The sequence below is a fragment of the Nocardia sp. NPDC019219 genome, assembly GCF_040632645.1.
In the GTDB taxonomy this organism is placed as follows: Bacteria; Actinomycetota; Actinomycetes; order Mycobacteriales; family Mycobacteriaceae; genus Nocardia; species Nocardia sputorum.
On the sequence record NZ_JBEYCG010000022.1, the window covers coordinates 72,967 to 87,198 of the forward strand.

The following is a 14,232-nucleotide window of genomic DNA, read 5'->3' on the forward strand; positions in this document are numbered from 1 at the left end:
CGTCGTTCTCCTCACATTCCCCGAGGTCAGGGCAGCCGGGCGGCGATGTCGTCGATCAGCCAGGGACCCTCGGTCTCGATGGTCTTCACATCGTGCCAACCGGCCAGCTCCGAGATCGCGCCGCCCTGCACCGCGAATACCTTCCCGGTGATCGGGCATGCTTCGGCGGCCAGATAGGCGACCAGCGGCGCGATATTGGCCGGCGCGAACGCGTCGAACCCGCCTTCGGACGACTCCGCCTCGGCCGCCAGCATCTCCCCCATACCGGGAGTGGCCAGGGTGAGCCGGGTGCGGGCGATCGGCGCGATCGCGTTGACCCGGACGCCGTAGCGCGCCAGTTCGTCGGCGGCCACCAGGGTCAGCGCGGCGATCCCGGCCTTCGCCGCGCCGTAATTGGCCTGACCGGGATTGGGCAGCGTGGTGCCCGACGCCGAGGCGGTGTTGATCACCGCGGCCTTGGGCTGGTTGCCCGCCTTGGACTGCTGCTTCCAGTACGCGGCGGCGTGATGCAGCACCGCGGCGTGGCCCTTGAGATGCACGGCGATCACCGCGTCCCACTGTGCCTCGGACATGCCCGCGAGGAAGGCGTCCCGCAGGATGCCCGCGTTGTTGACCACGACGTCGAGCCCGCCGAACTCGGCGACCGCCTGGTCGACCAGCTTCTGCGCGCCGTCCCAGGTGGCGACGTCGTCGGTGTTGGCCACCGCCTTGCCGCCCGCGGCGACGATCTCGCGCACCACCTCCTGGGCGGGGCCGGTGTCGGTCCCCTCGCCCGCGTTGCTGCCGCCGAGGTCGTTGACGACCACCGCGGCCCCTTCCTTCGCGAACAGCAGTGCGTGCTCGCGGCCGATGCCGCGCCCCGCGCCGGTGATGACGGCGACCCGTCCGGCCAGTACGCCCATGTGTTGTCTCCTGAAGTCGCGCCGATTCCGGCGATGGGAAAGAACGCGGCGGTGTCGGTGCCGCCGCGCGTTGGTCAGTCGGTGATCTCGGCCAGTCCGTCGCTGAGCACGACATCGTCGCCGCGCACGGTCTCGAAGGCGTAGCGGGTGACGCCGTCGGCGGAGCCCGCCTTCCAGATGCGGGTCTCCAGATCGTCACCGGGGAAGACGAGTTTGGCGAAGCGCACCGCGAAGCGCCGGAGCCGGTGCACATCCGAGGCCGCGACCTCGGTGAGCACCGCCCAGGACGCGAACGCCATGGTGCACAAGCCGTGCGCGATGATGCCGGGCAGCCCGGCGTCCTTGGCGACCTGCTCGTCCAGGTGCAGGGGCACCGGATCGCCGGACGCCGGTGCGTAGCGGAAGGTTTGGTCGTGGTCCACATGCTGCGCCACCACGGCGACCGGGTCCTGCTCGCGCAGCCGCTCGTCGAACTTGTGCGCCGGAGCGGCCTGGCCGACTGTCGCGCCCGCATCGATGTTGCGGAAGAAAGCGGTCAGGTACTGGTCGTTGACCGGTTCGCCCGCCTCGGTGCGGCATTCGATGCGGATGGTGATGGCCGTCCCGTTCGGACGGCTGGTGTAGCCGATCGCCTTCGCCCGCGACACCAGACGATCGCCGGGCCGGATCGCGCGGTGGAAGTGGAAGTCCTGCTCCCCGTGCACGACCCGGCCGAAGATGTCCATCGGCGCGACATCGATGACGGGCATCATCATGGCCTCGAACACCGGCACGATGGCGAAGACCGGTCCGGCCACCGTCCCGGCCAGATGCGCGGCGATCGGATCGTTCGTCGCGGCGGCGTATTCCGCGATGCGCTCGGCGGTGACCTCGAAACGCTCCTCGTCGGACCAGGTCTCCAAGCCGCTGTCATCGAACTCGACCACCCGGGCGGTCCCCGGGGCCTGACCGCTCATGCTCTGCGCCTTTCGGCATGAGCGGGGCCCTCCGTGGTCACGCTGCGCTGCCGCCTCCGGGCCTGACCGCTCATGCCGCTACAGCCAGGGCGTCGAGTTGTTCGAGGGATCGGTCCAGCTGTTTGATGCCGTCCTTCTCCACTGCTTTGCCGAGCGCGCCCTTGATCAGAGCGCCCTCGAAGTCGCCGGACACCAGGACGGTGCTTCCCTCGCCGTTGGGCCGGATGTCGAAGGTGAATTCGGTCTTCACCCCGGCCATGCCGGTGCCGCCGAGGGTCAGCTTGTGCGGCGCGTCCACCGCGACGATGGTCCATTCCAGCTTGTTCGCCATGCCGAGCATCACGATCTTGGCGACCAGCTTGGCGCCCTCGCTCAGCACGGCGGGCGGCTCCTCCATGAAGCGTTCGTGGATGGTGAACCACTTGTCCCAGGTCTGCGGGTCGGAGACGACCGCCCACAGGGCCTCCGGGGCGGCGTTCACGTCTTTGGTGGCTTCGATGTGTCCCATATGTCGACTCCTCGTCGAGTTCGTTCAGGGCCGGGCCGCGTTCAGCGATCGGCGCGCTGATAGGCGGTGACGACGGCCGCGCCGCCGAGGCCGATGTTGTGTTGCAGGGCGGCGGTGACGCCCTCCACCTGCCGTTTGTCCGCGGTGCCGCGCAGCTGCCAGGTCAGCTCCGAGCACTGCGCGAGCCCCGTCGCGCCGAGCGGATGCCCCTTCGAGATCAGGCCGCCGGATGGGTTGACCACCCAGGTGCCGCCGTAGGTGGTCCGGCCGTCGTCCACCAGTTGCCCGGCCTCGCCCTCGCCGCACAGTCCGAGCGCCTCGTAGAGCAGCAGTTCGTTGGCCGAGAAGCAGTCGTGCAGCTCGATGACCTGGAAGTCCTCCGGGCCCAGCCCCGACTGCTGGTAGACCTTTCGCGCGGCCTGGACGTTCATGTCGTAGCCGATCAGGTTCTTGGCGGTCTGGTCGAAGGTCGAGGCGAAGTCGGTGGTCATCGCCTGGCCGACGATCTCCACCGCCTGTCCGGCGAGGTCGTGGGCGTCGACGAAAGCCTCGCTCGCCAGGATCACCGCACCGGATCCGTCCGAGGTCGGCGAGCACTGCAATTTGGTCAGCGGGTCGTAGATCATCCGCGACGCGAGAATGTCGTCGAGGGTGTACTCGTCCTGGAACTGCGAGTACGGGTTGTTCACCGAGTGCTTGTGGTTCTTGTAGCCGATCTTGGCGAAGTGCTCGGCGGTGGTGCCGTACTGCTTCATGTGCTCGCGCCCCGCCGCGCCGAACATCCACGGCGCCACCGGGAAGAGCACCTCGGAGATCTCGGCCAGCGCCATGACGTGCTTGGCCATCGGCTGCTCGCGGTCGTCCCAGGTGGATCCGAGCGATCCGGGCTGCATCTTCTCGAAGCCCAGCGCCAGCGTGCAGTCCGCCAGACCGCCGCGGATCGCTTGCGCCGCGAGGTACAGCGCGGTGGAGCCGGTGGAGCAGTTGTTGTTCACGTTGACCACCGGAATGCCGGTCATGCCGAGTTCGTAGACGGCACGCTGGCCCGAGGTGGATTCGCCGTAGACGTAGCCGACGTAGGCCTGCTCCACCAGGTCGTAGGCGATCCCGGCGTCCGCGAGCGCCTTGGTGCCCGATTCCCTGGCCATGTCCGGGTAGTCCCACGCGCGGGTGGTGCCGTCGGCCTCCTCGACCATGCGGCGGCCCGGCTTCTCGAACTTCGTCATCCCGACACCGACGACGTAGACCTTGTTCGCCATCGAACTCCTCACATCTGTGCGTACGCCGCGCGGCGGCCGAACGAGTGAAAACAAACATACAAGGTTGTATGTAAATAAGGCAAGGGATTCCGCAGGAGTCCGACCGGCAGCCGGTTAACCAGCTGATTGCATCGCGCCTGCTACATACAGTGAGACATGCTTGTTCTTCGATCACCGCCCCGAGACCAGGGCCAATGCGAGCAGCCATACCTTCGCCGCCCCTTCGAGAACGGGGAGCAAGCAATGCCGGCCTGCCGACGACATCGAACTCGCCCCACCCTGACGTCCAGAACGATTCCCGGCCCCAGCGGCAATCCGCGCCCGAGCCGGAACATACAGCAGTGTATGTAAGTGTACGATCGAGCGATGGCCAGGAGCGTAGTCGCGAAGCAGCAGCGCCGGACGCAGGAGCAGCGCAGCACCGAGATGCGCACCCGCTTGCTGGACGCGACGGTGGACTGCCTGGTCGAGTACGGATACTCCGGCACCACGACGCCACGGGTAGCCGAACGCGCCGGGGTGACCCGCGGGGCCCAAGTGCATCACTTCGGCTCGAAAACCGATCTCGTGGTGGCCGCGATCAGTCATCTCGCGCAGTTGCGCGCCGAAACCGCCATGCGGGAGATGTCGCGGGTCGAAACCGGCGACGATCCGGTGGCGGCGGCACTGGAGTTCCTGTGGGACCTGCATCAGGGCCCGCTGTTCATCGCGACCGTGGAACTGTGGGTGGCAGGACGGACCGACCCGGTGCTCGCCGCGGCGATGGAGAAGGTCGAGCCGTTCGTCAACAACGCCGTCTTGCTGGCGGTCGCCCGGTTCGTGCCGGACGACGTGCGCCGCAAGGAAGCGCGCGACTTCATCTACACGGCCATGGACGCGCTGCGCGGCATCCTGATCTCCAACTTCATCGACCCCGACGACGAGCGCGCCCGTCGCCGGTGGCGGCGCGCCTCGGCGCACCTGCACGAGATCGCCGGTCGGGCCCTCGCCGCCCGCTCCGAACCTTCCTCACCCGACCCGGCGCGTCCGGATTCCGACGGCCACCGCGGGTGACCCTTCGGAAGGTCGTCACGCGCCGGGTCGCGCATCGGGAAGACGACGTCGCTTTACAGGCCCGCGTTCGGCAGGGCGCTACCGCGCCGCTCGCTCCTTGTCCCCGGCCGAGCGTGATCCGCGCGCGGTCCAGACGGTCGCCGTGAACAACAAGAAGCCGATCGCGGCCAGGGCGGCGCCGACCACGGCCGGTGCCGTGTAGCCCAGGCCCGCGGCGATGACCAGGCCACCCAGCCAGGCGCCCGCGGCGTTGGCGATGTTCAGAGCGGCGTGGTTGAGGGCGGCGGCGAGGGTCTGTGCGTCGGCTGCCACGTCCATCAAGCGGGTTTGCAGCCCGGGCGCCAGCGCGGCCCCGGACGCGCCGACCAGCAACGCGCCGAAGGCCGCGGTGTACGGGTTGTGCGCGGCGGCGACGAAGCCGCCGAGGATGACGGTCATCGCGACCATCGACACCGAGATGGCCCGGTCCACACCGCGATCGGCGAGCACACCGCCGGCGATGTTCCCGATCACCATGCCCACGCCGAACAACATCAGCACCAACGGGACCGCGCCGGCGCGCAGACCGGCGACGTCGGTGAGCGTGGTCGCGATGTAGGTGTAGACGGCGAACATGCCGCCGAATCCGACGGCGCCCACCAGCAACGTCAACAGCACCTGTGGACGGCGCAGCGCGCCGAGTTCGGTCATCGGATCGGTCACCGTGACGCCGGTGAGTTCGGGGACGAAGCGCAGGAGCGCGGCTACGGTGGTCACCCCGATCAGCGCGACCACTACGAACGCGTCCCGCCAGCCGAGATGCTGGCCGAGCCAGGTAGCTGCGGGAACGCCGACGACATTGGCGGCGCTCAATCCCAGCATAACCGCAGCAACCGCCTTGGCCCGCTGTCCTACCGGGGCGAGACTGGCGGCGGCCAGCGAGGCGACGCCGAAATAGGCGCCGTGCGGCAATCCGGATACGAACCGCGCCAGCACCAACATCCCGAACGAGGGCGCCAGCACGGTCGCCGCGTTACCAACGGTGAACGCCACCATGAGCGCCACGAGCAGGCGCTTGCGCGGCACCCGCGCGCACAACGCCGCGATCAGGGGCGCGCCGATCACCACACCGAGCGCGTAAGCCGACACCGCGTGTCCCGCCGTCGGCTCGGAGACGTGCACGGCCGACGCGATGTCCGGCAGCAAACCCATGGTGACGAACTCGGTCGTCCCGATCCCGAATCCGCCGAGGGCCAGCGCCAGCATGGCGGGTACGTGCCAATCGGTGCGTCCGGGCGGAGCGGCGGCACTGGTAATCACGGGGCTGGTCACGTGTTCATGTAACCGGCCGCGGACCGCATTCGCTTCCCGGGCGAAGGTGAGTTCGCCCACCACAAGGCCAGGAACGACAGTCGCGAAAACAGTCCGGGCACCCGTTCCACCGAGGTGGGGCGGGTGCCCGAGATTCAGCCCGGCGCTGGGTTGGGCACCCAGCGCCGGAGTCGGCCGAGCGACGCGGCCCGGCCCGCAACGACGCGGCGCCGGAGCGGCTCAGCGCAGTGCGCGAGCCAAATTGGCGTCCAGCGCGCCGAGGAACTCCTCGGTGCTCAGGTAGCCCTGGTCACCGCCGACGAGCAGCGCGAGGTCCTTGGTCATCTGGCCGCCCTCGACGGTCTTGATGACGACGTCCTCCAGGGTCTGCGCGAACCCGATCACCTCGGGGGTGTTGTCGAGCTTGCCGCGATGCTCGAGCCCGCGGGTCCAGGCGAAGATGGACGCGATCGGGTTGGTCGAGGTCGGCTTGCCCTGCTGGTGCTGGCGGTAGTGCCGGGTGACGGTGCCGTGCGCGGCCTCGGCCTCACAGGTCTGCCCGTCCGGAGTGAGCAGCACCGACGTCATCAGGCCGAGCGAACCGAAGCCCTGGGCCACCGTGTCGGACTGCACGTCGCCGTCGTAGTTCTTGCACGCCCAGACGTAGCCGCCCTCCCACTTCATGGAGGAGGCGACCATGTCGTCGATCAGGCGGTGCTCGTAGGTGAGGCCCGCCGCGTCGAACTGGCTCTTGAACTCGGCGTCGAAGATGTCCTGGAAGGTGTCCTTGAACATGCCGTCGTAGGCCTTGAGGATGGTGTTCTTCGTCGACATGTACACCGGGTAGTTCTGCTGCAGGCCGTAGTTGAACGACGCCCGCGCGAAATCCTCGATGGACTTGCGGAAGTTGTACATGCCCATGACGACGCCGCCGTCCTCGGGCATCTTCACGACCTCGTGCACGATCGGCTCGCTGCCGTCGTCCGGGGTGAAGGTCAAGGTGACGGTGCCGCCCTGGAACACCTTGAAGTCCGTGGCGCGGTACTGGTCGCCGAAGGCGTGGCGGCCGATGATGATCGGCTTGGTCCAGCCCGGAACCAGCCGGGGAACGTTCGAGATGATGATCGGGGCGCGGAAGATCGTGCCGCCCAGGATGTTGCGGATGGTGCCGTTGGGCGAGCGCCACATCTTCTTGAGGCCGAATTCCTTGACCCGCGCCTCGTCCGGGGTGATGGTGGCGCACTTCACACCGACGCCGTGCCGCTTGATGGCTTCGGCGGCGTCGACGGTGACCTGGTCGTCTGTCTTGTCCCGGTACTCGATGCCGAGGTCGTAGTACTCCAGGTTCACATCGAGATACGGGTGGATCAGCTTGTCCTTGATGAACTGCCAGATGATCCGGGTCATCTCGTCGCCGTCGAGTTCTACGACGGTGCCTTCAACCTTGATCTTGGACATGGATCTTCGTGTCCTCCTAGGATGGTGCCCTCATTGCACGGCCAGGCGAACACGCTTGTGAGCGGACCCCAGCTGTTCCAACAGACAACGTATATGTCCCGCGTTGTCGGCGAGACGTGTGGTGCAAACAAGACAAGCGTACTGCTGCCCGAGTCCTCACCGCACGGGCAGCCCCCGGAGTGAGCTGCGCCACCTTTGTTACCGATTGGTAGGTCGGCGACGGCTCTCGGGGCGTCCGCGCAACCGCCGTCGCCGCCATGATCCGCCTTCCTTCCCGGCCCGGCAACCGTCTGGCAGACGACGAGGTCCGCGCAACGTCGTGACGTTGCGCGGACCTCTCGGGCGGGCGGATCAGACCGCGACCGGAATCCGGGTTCCTTCCTCGGAACCCTCGATGAGGTTCTCCGGCCGGTCCCGGATCATCAGGGCGATGATCGGGATGGCCGCGAGGAAGAACCCGGCGCCCACATAGAAGGCGACGTCGTAGCTGTGGATCGCGGCACGCGCGGCCAGGTTGTCGATGCCCGGGTTGTCCTGCGCGAAGGACTTGGCCACCTGCACCGAGATCGTGGTCAGCAGCGCCGTCCCGACCGCACCGCCGACCTGCTGCGCCGCGTTCAGCAGCGCGGAGGCGACGCCGGAGTCCTCTTCCTCCACCTGATGCAGCGCGACCGTCTGCATCCCGACGAACAGCGGACCCATGCCGAGCGCGATGAGCACCTGAGCCGGCAGCACCCCGGCGAGGAAGCTGTCGCCGTAGCCGAGCTGGGCCAGCAGCAGCAGGCCGATGACACCGAGCACGGCGCCGGCCAGCATCAGCGGCCGCGGGCCGAGCTTCGGGAGCAGGGCGCTGGTGACACCCGCCGAGATCGCGATGCCCGCCGGGAACGGCAGGAACGCGAAGCCCGCCTTCAGCGCGGAGTAGCCCAGCGTGATCTGGAAGTAGTAGCTCAGGAACAGGAACATCGCGAACATCGCGATCGGGATGAGCAGCGCGGCGAGGAACGCGCCGCCCCGGTTGATCTCACCCGGAATGTGCAGCGGCAGCAGCGGGTTCGACGAGCGCCGTTCGATCGCGACGAAGGCGGCGAGCAGGACCAGCCCGGCGACGAGCAGCGCGAGGGTGCTGCCGGCCAGCCAGCCGTCGTCGGCGGCGCGGCTGAAGCCGTACACGATGGCGATCAGGCCGAGCGTCACCGTGACGGCACCGGGCACGTCGTATCCCCCGCTGCGCGGCGCGGGCACGTCCTTGGCGACCCAGGCCAGCGCACCGAACAGCGCGATGAGCGCGATCGGGGTGTTGACCAGCAAGCACCAGCGCCAGGAGGCGTATTCGGTGAGCGCGCCGCCCGCGATCAGGCCGAGCGCCGCACCACCCGCGGAGATACCCGCGAACACGCCGAACGCGGTGGCCCGCTCACCCGGTTCGGTGAAGGTCACCGACAGCAGCGAGAGCGCCGCCGGGGCGAGCAGCGCGGCGAACGCGCCTTGCAACGCGCGCCCGGCGAACAGTTCCGCGCCGTTCTGCGCGAGACCGGCCAGCGCCGAAGCGCCCGCGAAACCGATCAGGCCGATGATGAAGATGCGGCGCCGGCCGAGGTAATCGGCCAACCTGCCGCCCAGCAGCAGCAAGCCGCCGAAGATCAGCGTGTAGGCGGTGAGCATCCATTGCCGGTTGCCGTCGCTGATGTCGAGATCACGCTGCGCGAACGGCAGCGAGATGGTCACGATGGTGGCGTCCAGCACCACCATGAGCTGGGCCAATGCGATCACTGCCAGCGCGAGCCAGCGCGCCGAACCGGCCGCTGTCCGCGGCGCCTGCACCGCCGTTGCCGTTTCCGTCACGGTCATCTCCTCGTCTTCGTCGTCCGAGCCATCCTGTCATCGAGCGACATTTGTCGTCAAGAGAAAAATGTCGCATTACGACATTTGACCGTTAAGGACAGGAAAACAGCAGGTTGCGTTAGCATGGGGACATGCTCGAGTCATCGGCGCCGATGGGCGCGAGCGCAGCGGCCGACCGCGCCGCGAGCGCCCCACCGACCACAGGGCTGCGCGAACGCAAAAAGCAGCAGACGAGGTTGCGCATCATCGCGGCCGCCTTGGATCTGTGCGATACGCAGGGCTTCGACGCGACCACGATCGAGCAGATCGCCCACGTGGCGGACGTCTCACCGCGCACGATCAATCGCTATTTCGACAACAAGGAGGACATCGTCCTCGGGCCGGTCCAGGACTTCGGCCGCACCATCGCCGAGACGCTGCGCGAGCTGCCCCGCACGGGCAACGAACTCGAGGCGCTGCGCACGGCCTTCCTGCACGTGGTCGATCGGGCCGCCGAGGCCGGCGATGCCGATCCGCTGTCGTTCCGGCAGTTCCAGCAGATACAGCGCATCCTGCGCAGCAGCCCTTCGGTCAGCGCGCGCAGCATGGAACACGCCGACGACAAGAACACCGCGATCGCGGCGGTGGTCGCCGAGCGTCTGGGCACCACACCCGACGCGCGTCCCGTGCGGCTCATCGTCGGCACCTGGCAACTGATCGGCCACATCGGCATGGAATGCTCGGACGACACATTCCTGGACGAGGACCTGTCGGCCGCGGCCAGGGCGGGGCGCGCCGCGTTCACCGAGGCCTACGACGAGTTCGTCCGCGCCTGCTGCGGGGCGCAGAACGCCGCGGACCAGTGAGTTCGGTGGAGGATTTCGAGCGCTGACCGCCCGCCGGTTATGATGCCGGGCAGGTCATGAGTACCAGCGCCAAGCCCCGGCTCGCTGGTCGGCAACCCTCCAGCCGCGGTGGGGTGCTCCGGGTGATGACCTGGCTCCCGAAAGCCGGGAGCAAGCGCGTAACAGGAGGTCGCCGGCATGTGTTGTTGTTCGTCACCCACACACCGCTAACCCCTGCTGTACCGGCGAACACCTGCTTGGGAGCAAACCATGAGTGAATTCACCGCGCCCGGGGCCGAGCCCGCGCAGTGGTCTTTCCGCAGCGTGGACATCGCGGATACACACGCCGGTTTCGCGACGGCGGCGACGTGACCGTGGGCACCGAAGCGAGCGCACGGACCTCCGGCGTCGCCCTGCCGCCCCCGGATGGGCGGCTCGGCACCATCGCCATCGGGGACGTGCGACTGGAGAACGGCGCGGTGATCCCGGACGTCCACTTGGCGGTGCAGCGCTGGGGCGAGCTCTCGCCCGGCCTGGACAACGTCGTGCTGGTCGAACACGCGCTGACCGGCGACTCACACGTCGTCGGAAAGCCCGACGACGTGCACCCGATGCCCGGCTGGTGGGACGGCATGGTCGGACCTGGTGCGCCGCTGGACACCGATGAATGGTGCGTGATCGCGACGAACGTGCTCGGCGGCTGCAAGGGCAGCACCGGGCCCTCCAGCCTCGCCCCGGACGGAAAGCCCTGGGGCGCAAGATTTCCCGAAATATCCATTCGCGATCAGGTGACCGCCGAGGCGGCTCTGTTCGACCTGCTCGGCATCGAGCGGCTCGCCGCCGTTGTCGGCGGGTCGATGGGCGGCATGCGGGTGCTCGAGTGGATGGTGGGGTCGCCGGAGCGGGTCGCCGCAGCACTGGTGCTCGCGGTCGGCGCCCGCGCCACCGCCGACCAGATCGGCACCCAGACCACCCAGATCGCGGCGATCAAGGCCGATCCGGACTGGCAGGGCGGCGACTATCACGGCACCGGCCGTGCCCCGACGACGGGCATGGCCCTGGCCCGCCGGATCGCGCACCTGACCTACCGCACCGAATTCGAGCTGGATCACCGGTTCGAGAACAAGCCGCAGGACGACGAGGACCCGTGGCACGGCGGCCGCTACGCTGTGCAGAGCTACCTGGACCACCAGGCCGAAAAGCTCTGTAAGCGTTTCGATCCCGCCACCTACGTGCTGCTGACCGAAGCGATGAACCGCCACGACGTCGGTCGCGGCCGGGGCGGCATCGAGGCGGCGCTCGCGGCGACGCCGGTGCCGTGCGTGGTCGGCGGCGTCGACTCCGACCGGCTGTACCCGCTGCGGACCCAGCAGGAACTCGCCGATCTGCTGCCCGGCTGCGATGGGCTGGACGTCGTGCACTCACGCGACGGGCACGACGGATTCCTCACCGAAGCGGCGGCGGTGTCGAAGCTGCTGACCGAGACCATGCGCCTGGCCCGGGACGTGGTGCGGCCCGAACGCTGAGCGGTTCCGCCCGGCCGCCCAGCGCCGAACAGTGCCCGGCGGCGTTCCGAGCGCCGTCCGCGTCGCCTTGTGCTCAGAGCGCCGCGCCCCGCCGCGCGGCTTCGATCTGGTTGATGTTGGTTTCGATCCATTCCCGCAGCGCGGCGATCGGCGTGCGCAGACTGTGGCCGAGTTCGGTGAGCGTGTAGTCCACCCGCGGCGGGACGGTGGGATGCACCGTGCGGGTGACGAATCCGTCGTTCTCCAATTGCCGCAACGTCTGCGTCAGCATCTTCTGCGAGATCCCCTCGATGCGGTGGCGCAGGTCGGTGTAGCGCAGGGTGCCGTCGGCGAGCGCGTCGATGATGAGCACCGTCCACTTGCCCGCGATGTGGTCGAGAACCTCCCGCGTCGGGCACTTCGCGGAGTACACGTCGGAGGGCAGGCCGGAACTTGCGACGAAGGTGGACACCTATCGGAGTGTAGCGCACTTATCAGTGCCTTCTTCCTATTGGAGTGTGACTCTCCGATAGTTAGAAATATGGAAACGCAAACACTTTCGGTGGCCGACGCGATCCGTGGGCGTCGCACGGTACGGCACTACCGCCCGGACCCGGTGGCGCCCGAGCTGATCGAGGAGTTGCTCGAGCTGGCGATGCAAGCGCCGAGCGCGTGGAACATGCAGGACCGGTCGATCGTGGTGGTGACGAGTGAATCCGGCCGCGCCGCGCTGTCGGAGGCGGCGTTCGGCCAGCCGCAGCCGAAGGAAGCGCCGGTGGTGCTGGTCTTCGTCGCCGATGCCGCCGCCTGGCGAGCGGCCAACGCCGACATCGCCGAACTGGCCGGCCGCAACGGCGCGTGGAACGCCGAGTTCACCGCCATGTTCGACACGCGCGCCGAGTACTTGGCACTGGAGCGGCACGGGCTGCTGCGGGAGAACGCCGTCAAGAACGCGATGATCGCCGCCACCTACGCGATGCTCGCCGCCACCGGCCTCGGCTTGGCCTCGGCGCCGATGAACGGCTGGGACCCCGCGCTGGTGAAACAAGCCATCGGCATCGGCGATCGCGACGATCTCGCCATCGCGGTGCTGGTCACCGTCGGCTACAGCGACACCGTCCCACCGCACCCCGGCCGCCGCCCGCGGGAGCGAACGGTCTTCGCCGAGCGATATCCCGCTGCCCACTGATCGCTAGGGCGGCCCGGCCGGGCCCGGTCGCCCAAGTCTCAGCCGACGCCGAGCGTGTTGATCGTGGCGGCGAGAAACAGGATGCTCGACCCGAGCAGGGTCAGCGCGCCGACGTCGAAGGGCTTGCTGCGCACCGCCAGCAGCCCCACCCGCGCGGTCGGCAGGCACAGCCGGAACGCCGCCGCCAGCAACGTCGCCCCACCGAAGAAGAACGCCCCGCGCCGCCACCGATCGGACGCGACGAACACCACCGCCACCACGATGACCAGCGTCACAACCACCATCGGCAGATGGGAACGCAAGAACTCCGCCCCCGGACTGCGTCGCCCGGCGACAGGCGTGTCGGCATCGGTCACGCCCCGATTCTTGCAGACGCACCCGCCACCGACCGGCAGCGGGCAGCCGCAGCAGGTCAGCGCCTCGGCAGTGACGATTGCGCGCGAAGCGTCGCCGCGATCGCCCGAGGAACACTGCTGGGCCACGAAATATGGCCAGGGCCGGTGAGCTGGCATCATCTCGATCATGATCCTTCGACGACTCCCCCTTCTCGCGCTCGCCGCACTTCCGGTGGCGCTGGGTTCCGGCGCCACCGCGACCGCGACGCCTCCGCTGTCGGCTCCGGTGCTCGAAGAGGTCTTCTCGGTGCCCGGAACCGTGTCGGCGAAATTCCACAACCCCAACGCCGAGGGTGTGTGCTGGGTGTACAACGACGACACCGGGGAGATCTTCGGCGGCAACAACCCCACGTCGTTCGCCATCGCCTACGGCAAGATGGTTCAGACGTCGCTCGGCAACGGGTCCCTGCCCGCCGGGCAGATGCGCGTGCGTGGCGCGTGCGCCTGGGAACGGCCCACCGGCGATCCCCGCGAGGGCTACACCGCGACGACGGACATCGTCACCGTCGACGTGGTCGGCAAGCCGAGCACGGGCAGCTTCGGCTGAGGCCGGGCCGAGAGACCTGATTGACTGACACCCGTGTTCCATCTGATGTTCCACGAGCCGTGCATTCCGCCGAATACCGGCAACGCGATCCGGTTGGTCGCGGGGACCGGGTGTCATCTGCATCTGATCGAGCCGTTGGGGTTCGATCTGTCGGAGCCGAAGTTGCGCAGGGCCGGGTTGGATTACCACGATCTGGCGTCGGTGACGGTGCACCCGAATCTGACGGCGGCGTGGGAGACGTTGCGACCGGAGCGGGTTTTCGCGTTCACCACGCAGGCCACCACCCGGTTCACGGAGGTGGCCTACCAGGAGAACGACGTGCTGCTGTTCGGCACGGAACCCACCGGCCTGCCCGCGGAGGTGCTGGCCGACCCGCACGTCACCGACCGGCTGCGCATCCCGATGCTGCCCGGCCGCCGCTCCATGAACCTGTCCAACGCGGCCGCGGTCACCGTCTATGAAGCGTGGCGCCAACTGGGCTTTCCCGGCGGCGTATAGGCG

At 68.4% G+C, this 14,232-nt stretch carries 15 protein-coding genes and 1 riboswitch; of the genes, 6 read left to right on the forward strand and 9 right to left on the reverse strand.

Going from position 1 to position 14,232, the window contains the following annotated elements; genetic code table 11:
* Positions 1-26: 26 nt before the first annotated feature.
* The 4 genes from ABZ552_RS31010 to ABZ552_RS31025 all read right to left on the reverse strand — a co-directional run bounded on the left by ABZ552_RS31010 (position 27) and on the right by ABZ552_RS31025 (position 3,625).
* A complete protein-coding gene (locus tag ABZ552_RS31010) occupies positions 27-902 on the reverse strand; it encodes an SDR family oxidoreductase (protein ID WP_357441495.1) in 876 nt (291 codons plus the stop codon).
* Positions 903-976: 74 nt separating this feature from the next.
* Positions 977-1,858, reverse strand: a complete 882-nt coding sequence (locus ABZ552_RS31015) for a MaoC/PaaZ C-terminal domain-containing protein (RefSeq protein ID WP_281916684.1) — start codon at positions 1,856-1,858, stop codon at positions 977-979.
* A gap of 70 nt (positions 1,859-1,928) precedes the next feature.
* Complete coding sequence (locus tag ABZ552_RS31020) at positions 1,929-2,366, reverse strand: SRPBCC family protein (protein ID WP_159839513.1); 438 nt, start codon at positions 2,364-2,366, stop codon at positions 1,929-1,931.
* Positions 2,367-2,407: 41 nt separating this feature from the next.
* Positions 2,408-3,625, reverse strand: a complete 1,218-nt coding sequence (locus tag ABZ552_RS31025; RefSeq protein WP_357441497.1) for a lipid-transfer protein — start codon at positions 3,623-3,625, stop codon at positions 2,408-2,410.
* A 366-nt stretch (positions 3,626-3,991) separates the two neighbouring features.
* Here ABZ552_RS31025 and ABZ552_RS31030 point away from each other — a divergent pair, with 366 nt between their 5' ends.
* Entirely contained in the window at positions 3,992-4,678 is a 687-nt protein-coding gene (locus ABZ552_RS31030) for a TetR/AcrR family transcriptional regulator (RefSeq protein ID WP_281875400.1), read from the forward strand.
* 78 nt (positions 4,679-4,756) lie between these two features.
* Here the strand turns inward: ABZ552_RS31030 and ABZ552_RS31035 are convergent, their stop codons facing one another.
* The 3 genes from ABZ552_RS31035 to ABZ552_RS31045 form a co-directional block, all read right to left on the reverse strand.
* Positions 4,757-5,923: an MFS transporter gene (locus ABZ552_RS31035; RefSeq protein ID WP_281919458.1), complete on the reverse strand. Its 1,167-nt coding sequence runs from the start codon at positions 5,921-5,923 to the stop codon at positions 4,757-4,759.
* A 285-nt stretch (positions 5,924-6,208) separates the two neighbouring features.
* Complete coding sequence (locus ABZ552_RS31040; protein ID WP_040864988.1) at positions 6,209-7,426, reverse strand: NADP-dependent isocitrate dehydrogenase; 1,218 nt, start codon at positions 7,424-7,426, stop codon at positions 6,209-6,211.
* A gap of 351 nt (positions 7,427-7,777) precedes the next feature.
* Entirely contained in the window at positions 7,778-9,277 is a 1,500-nt protein-coding gene (locus ABZ552_RS31045; RefSeq protein WP_281875402.1) for an MFS transporter, read from the reverse strand.
* Positions 9,278-9,402: 125 nt separating this feature from the next.
* Between ABZ552_RS31045 and ABZ552_RS31050 the strand changes: the two genes are divergently transcribed.
* Together ABZ552_RS31050 and ABZ552_RS31055 are read left to right on the forward strand one after the other, a co-directional pair.
* Complete coding sequence (locus ABZ552_RS31050; protein WP_281875403.1) at positions 9,403-10,116, forward strand: TetR family transcriptional regulator; 714 nt, start codon at positions 9,403-9,405, stop codon at positions 10,114-10,116.
* A gap of 52 nt (positions 10,117-10,168) precedes the next feature.
* A riboswitch (SAM riboswitch) is annotated at positions 10,169-10,279 on the forward strand.
* A 184-nt stretch (positions 10,280-10,463) separates the two neighbouring features.
* Complete coding sequence (locus ABZ552_RS31055) at positions 10,464-11,621, forward strand: homoserine O-acetyltransferase (RefSeq protein WP_281875405.1); 1,158 nt, start codon at positions 10,464-10,466, stop codon at positions 11,619-11,621.
* A gap of 73 nt (positions 11,622-11,694) precedes the next feature.
* On the opposite strand, the gene ABZ552_RS31060 is transcribed toward ABZ552_RS31055, so the two are convergent.
* A complete protein-coding gene (locus tag ABZ552_RS31060) occupies positions 11,695-12,072 on the reverse strand; it encodes a helix-turn-helix domain-containing protein (RefSeq protein WP_281875407.1) in 378 nt (125 codons plus the stop codon).
* Between the two features lie 69 nt (positions 12,073-12,141).
* Here ABZ552_RS31060 and ABZ552_RS31065 point away from each other — a divergent pair, with 69 nt between their 5' ends.
* Complete coding sequence (locus ABZ552_RS31065; protein ID WP_281875408.1) at positions 12,142-12,789, forward strand: nitroreductase family protein; 648 nt, start codon at positions 12,142-12,144, stop codon at positions 12,787-12,789.
* A gap of 38 nt (positions 12,790-12,827) precedes the next feature.
* On the opposite strand, the gene ABZ552_RS31070 is transcribed toward ABZ552_RS31065, so the two are convergent.
* Positions 12,828-13,073: a DUF3017 domain-containing protein gene (locus ABZ552_RS31070; RefSeq protein ID WP_051174893.1), complete on the reverse strand. Its 246-nt coding sequence runs from the start codon at positions 13,071-13,073 to the stop codon at positions 12,828-12,830.
* A gap of 238 nt (positions 13,074-13,311) precedes the next feature.
* Here ABZ552_RS31070 and ABZ552_RS31075 point away from each other — a divergent pair, with 238 nt between their 5' ends.
* Entirely contained in the window at positions 13,312-13,731 is a 420-nt protein-coding gene (locus tag ABZ552_RS31075) for a hypothetical protein (protein WP_281875410.1), read from the forward strand.
* Between the two features lie 33 nt (positions 13,732-13,764).
* Entirely contained in the window at positions 13,765-14,229 is a 465-nt protein-coding gene (locus tag ABZ552_RS31080) for a tRNA (cytidine(34)-2'-O)-methyltransferase (RefSeq protein ID WP_281875411.1), read from the forward strand.
* The last annotated feature ends 3 nt before the right edge of the window (positions 14,230-14,232 follow it).

Coding starts and splice junctions, on each gene's coding strand:
- ABZ552_RS31030 (WP_281875400.1), top strand. CDS start 3,992: ATGGCCAGGAGCGTAGTCGCGAAGCAGCAGCGCCGGACGCAGGAGCAG.
- ABZ552_RS31075 (WP_281875410.1), top strand. CDS start 13,312: ATGATCCTTCGACGACTCCCCCTTCTCGCGCTCGCCGCACTTCCGGTG.
- ABZ552_RS31010 (WP_357441495.1), bottom strand. CDS start 902: ATGGGCGTACTGGCCGGACGGGTCGCCGTCATCACCGGCGCGGGGCGC.
- ABZ552_RS31035 (WP_281919458.1), bottom strand. CDS start 5,923: ATGCTGGCGCTGGCCCTCGGCGGATTCGGGATCGGGACGACCGAGTTC.
- ABZ552_RS31025 (WP_357441497.1), bottom strand. CDS start 3,625: ATGGCGAACAAGGTCTACGTCGTCGGTGTCGGGATGACGAAGTTCGAG.
- ABZ552_RS31015 (WP_281916684.1), bottom strand. CDS start 1,858: ATGAGCGGTCAGGCCCCGGGGACCGCCCGGGTGGTCGAGTTCGATGAC.
- ABZ552_RS31040 (WP_040864988.1), bottom strand. CDS start 7,426: ATGTCCAAGATCAAGGTTGAAGGCACCGTCGTAGAACTCGACGGCGAC.
- ABZ552_RS31050 (WP_281875403.1), top strand. CDS start 9,403: ATGCTCGAGTCATCGGCGCCGATGGGCGCGAGCGCAGCGGCCGACCGC.
- ABZ552_RS31020 (WP_159839513.1), bottom strand. CDS start 2,366: ATGGGACACATCGAAGCCACCAAAGACGTGAACGCCGCCCCGGAGGCC.
- ABZ552_RS31070 (WP_051174893.1), bottom strand. CDS start 13,073: ATGGTGGTTGTGACGCTGGTCATCGTGGTGGCGGTGGTGTTCGTCGCG.
- ABZ552_RS31065 (WP_281875408.1), top strand. CDS start 12,142: ATGGAAACGCAAACACTTTCGGTGGCCGACGCGATCCGTGGGCGTCGC.
- ABZ552_RS31045 (WP_281875402.1), bottom strand. CDS start 9,277: ATGACCGTGACGGAAACGGCAACGGCGGTGCAGGCGCCGCGGACAGCG.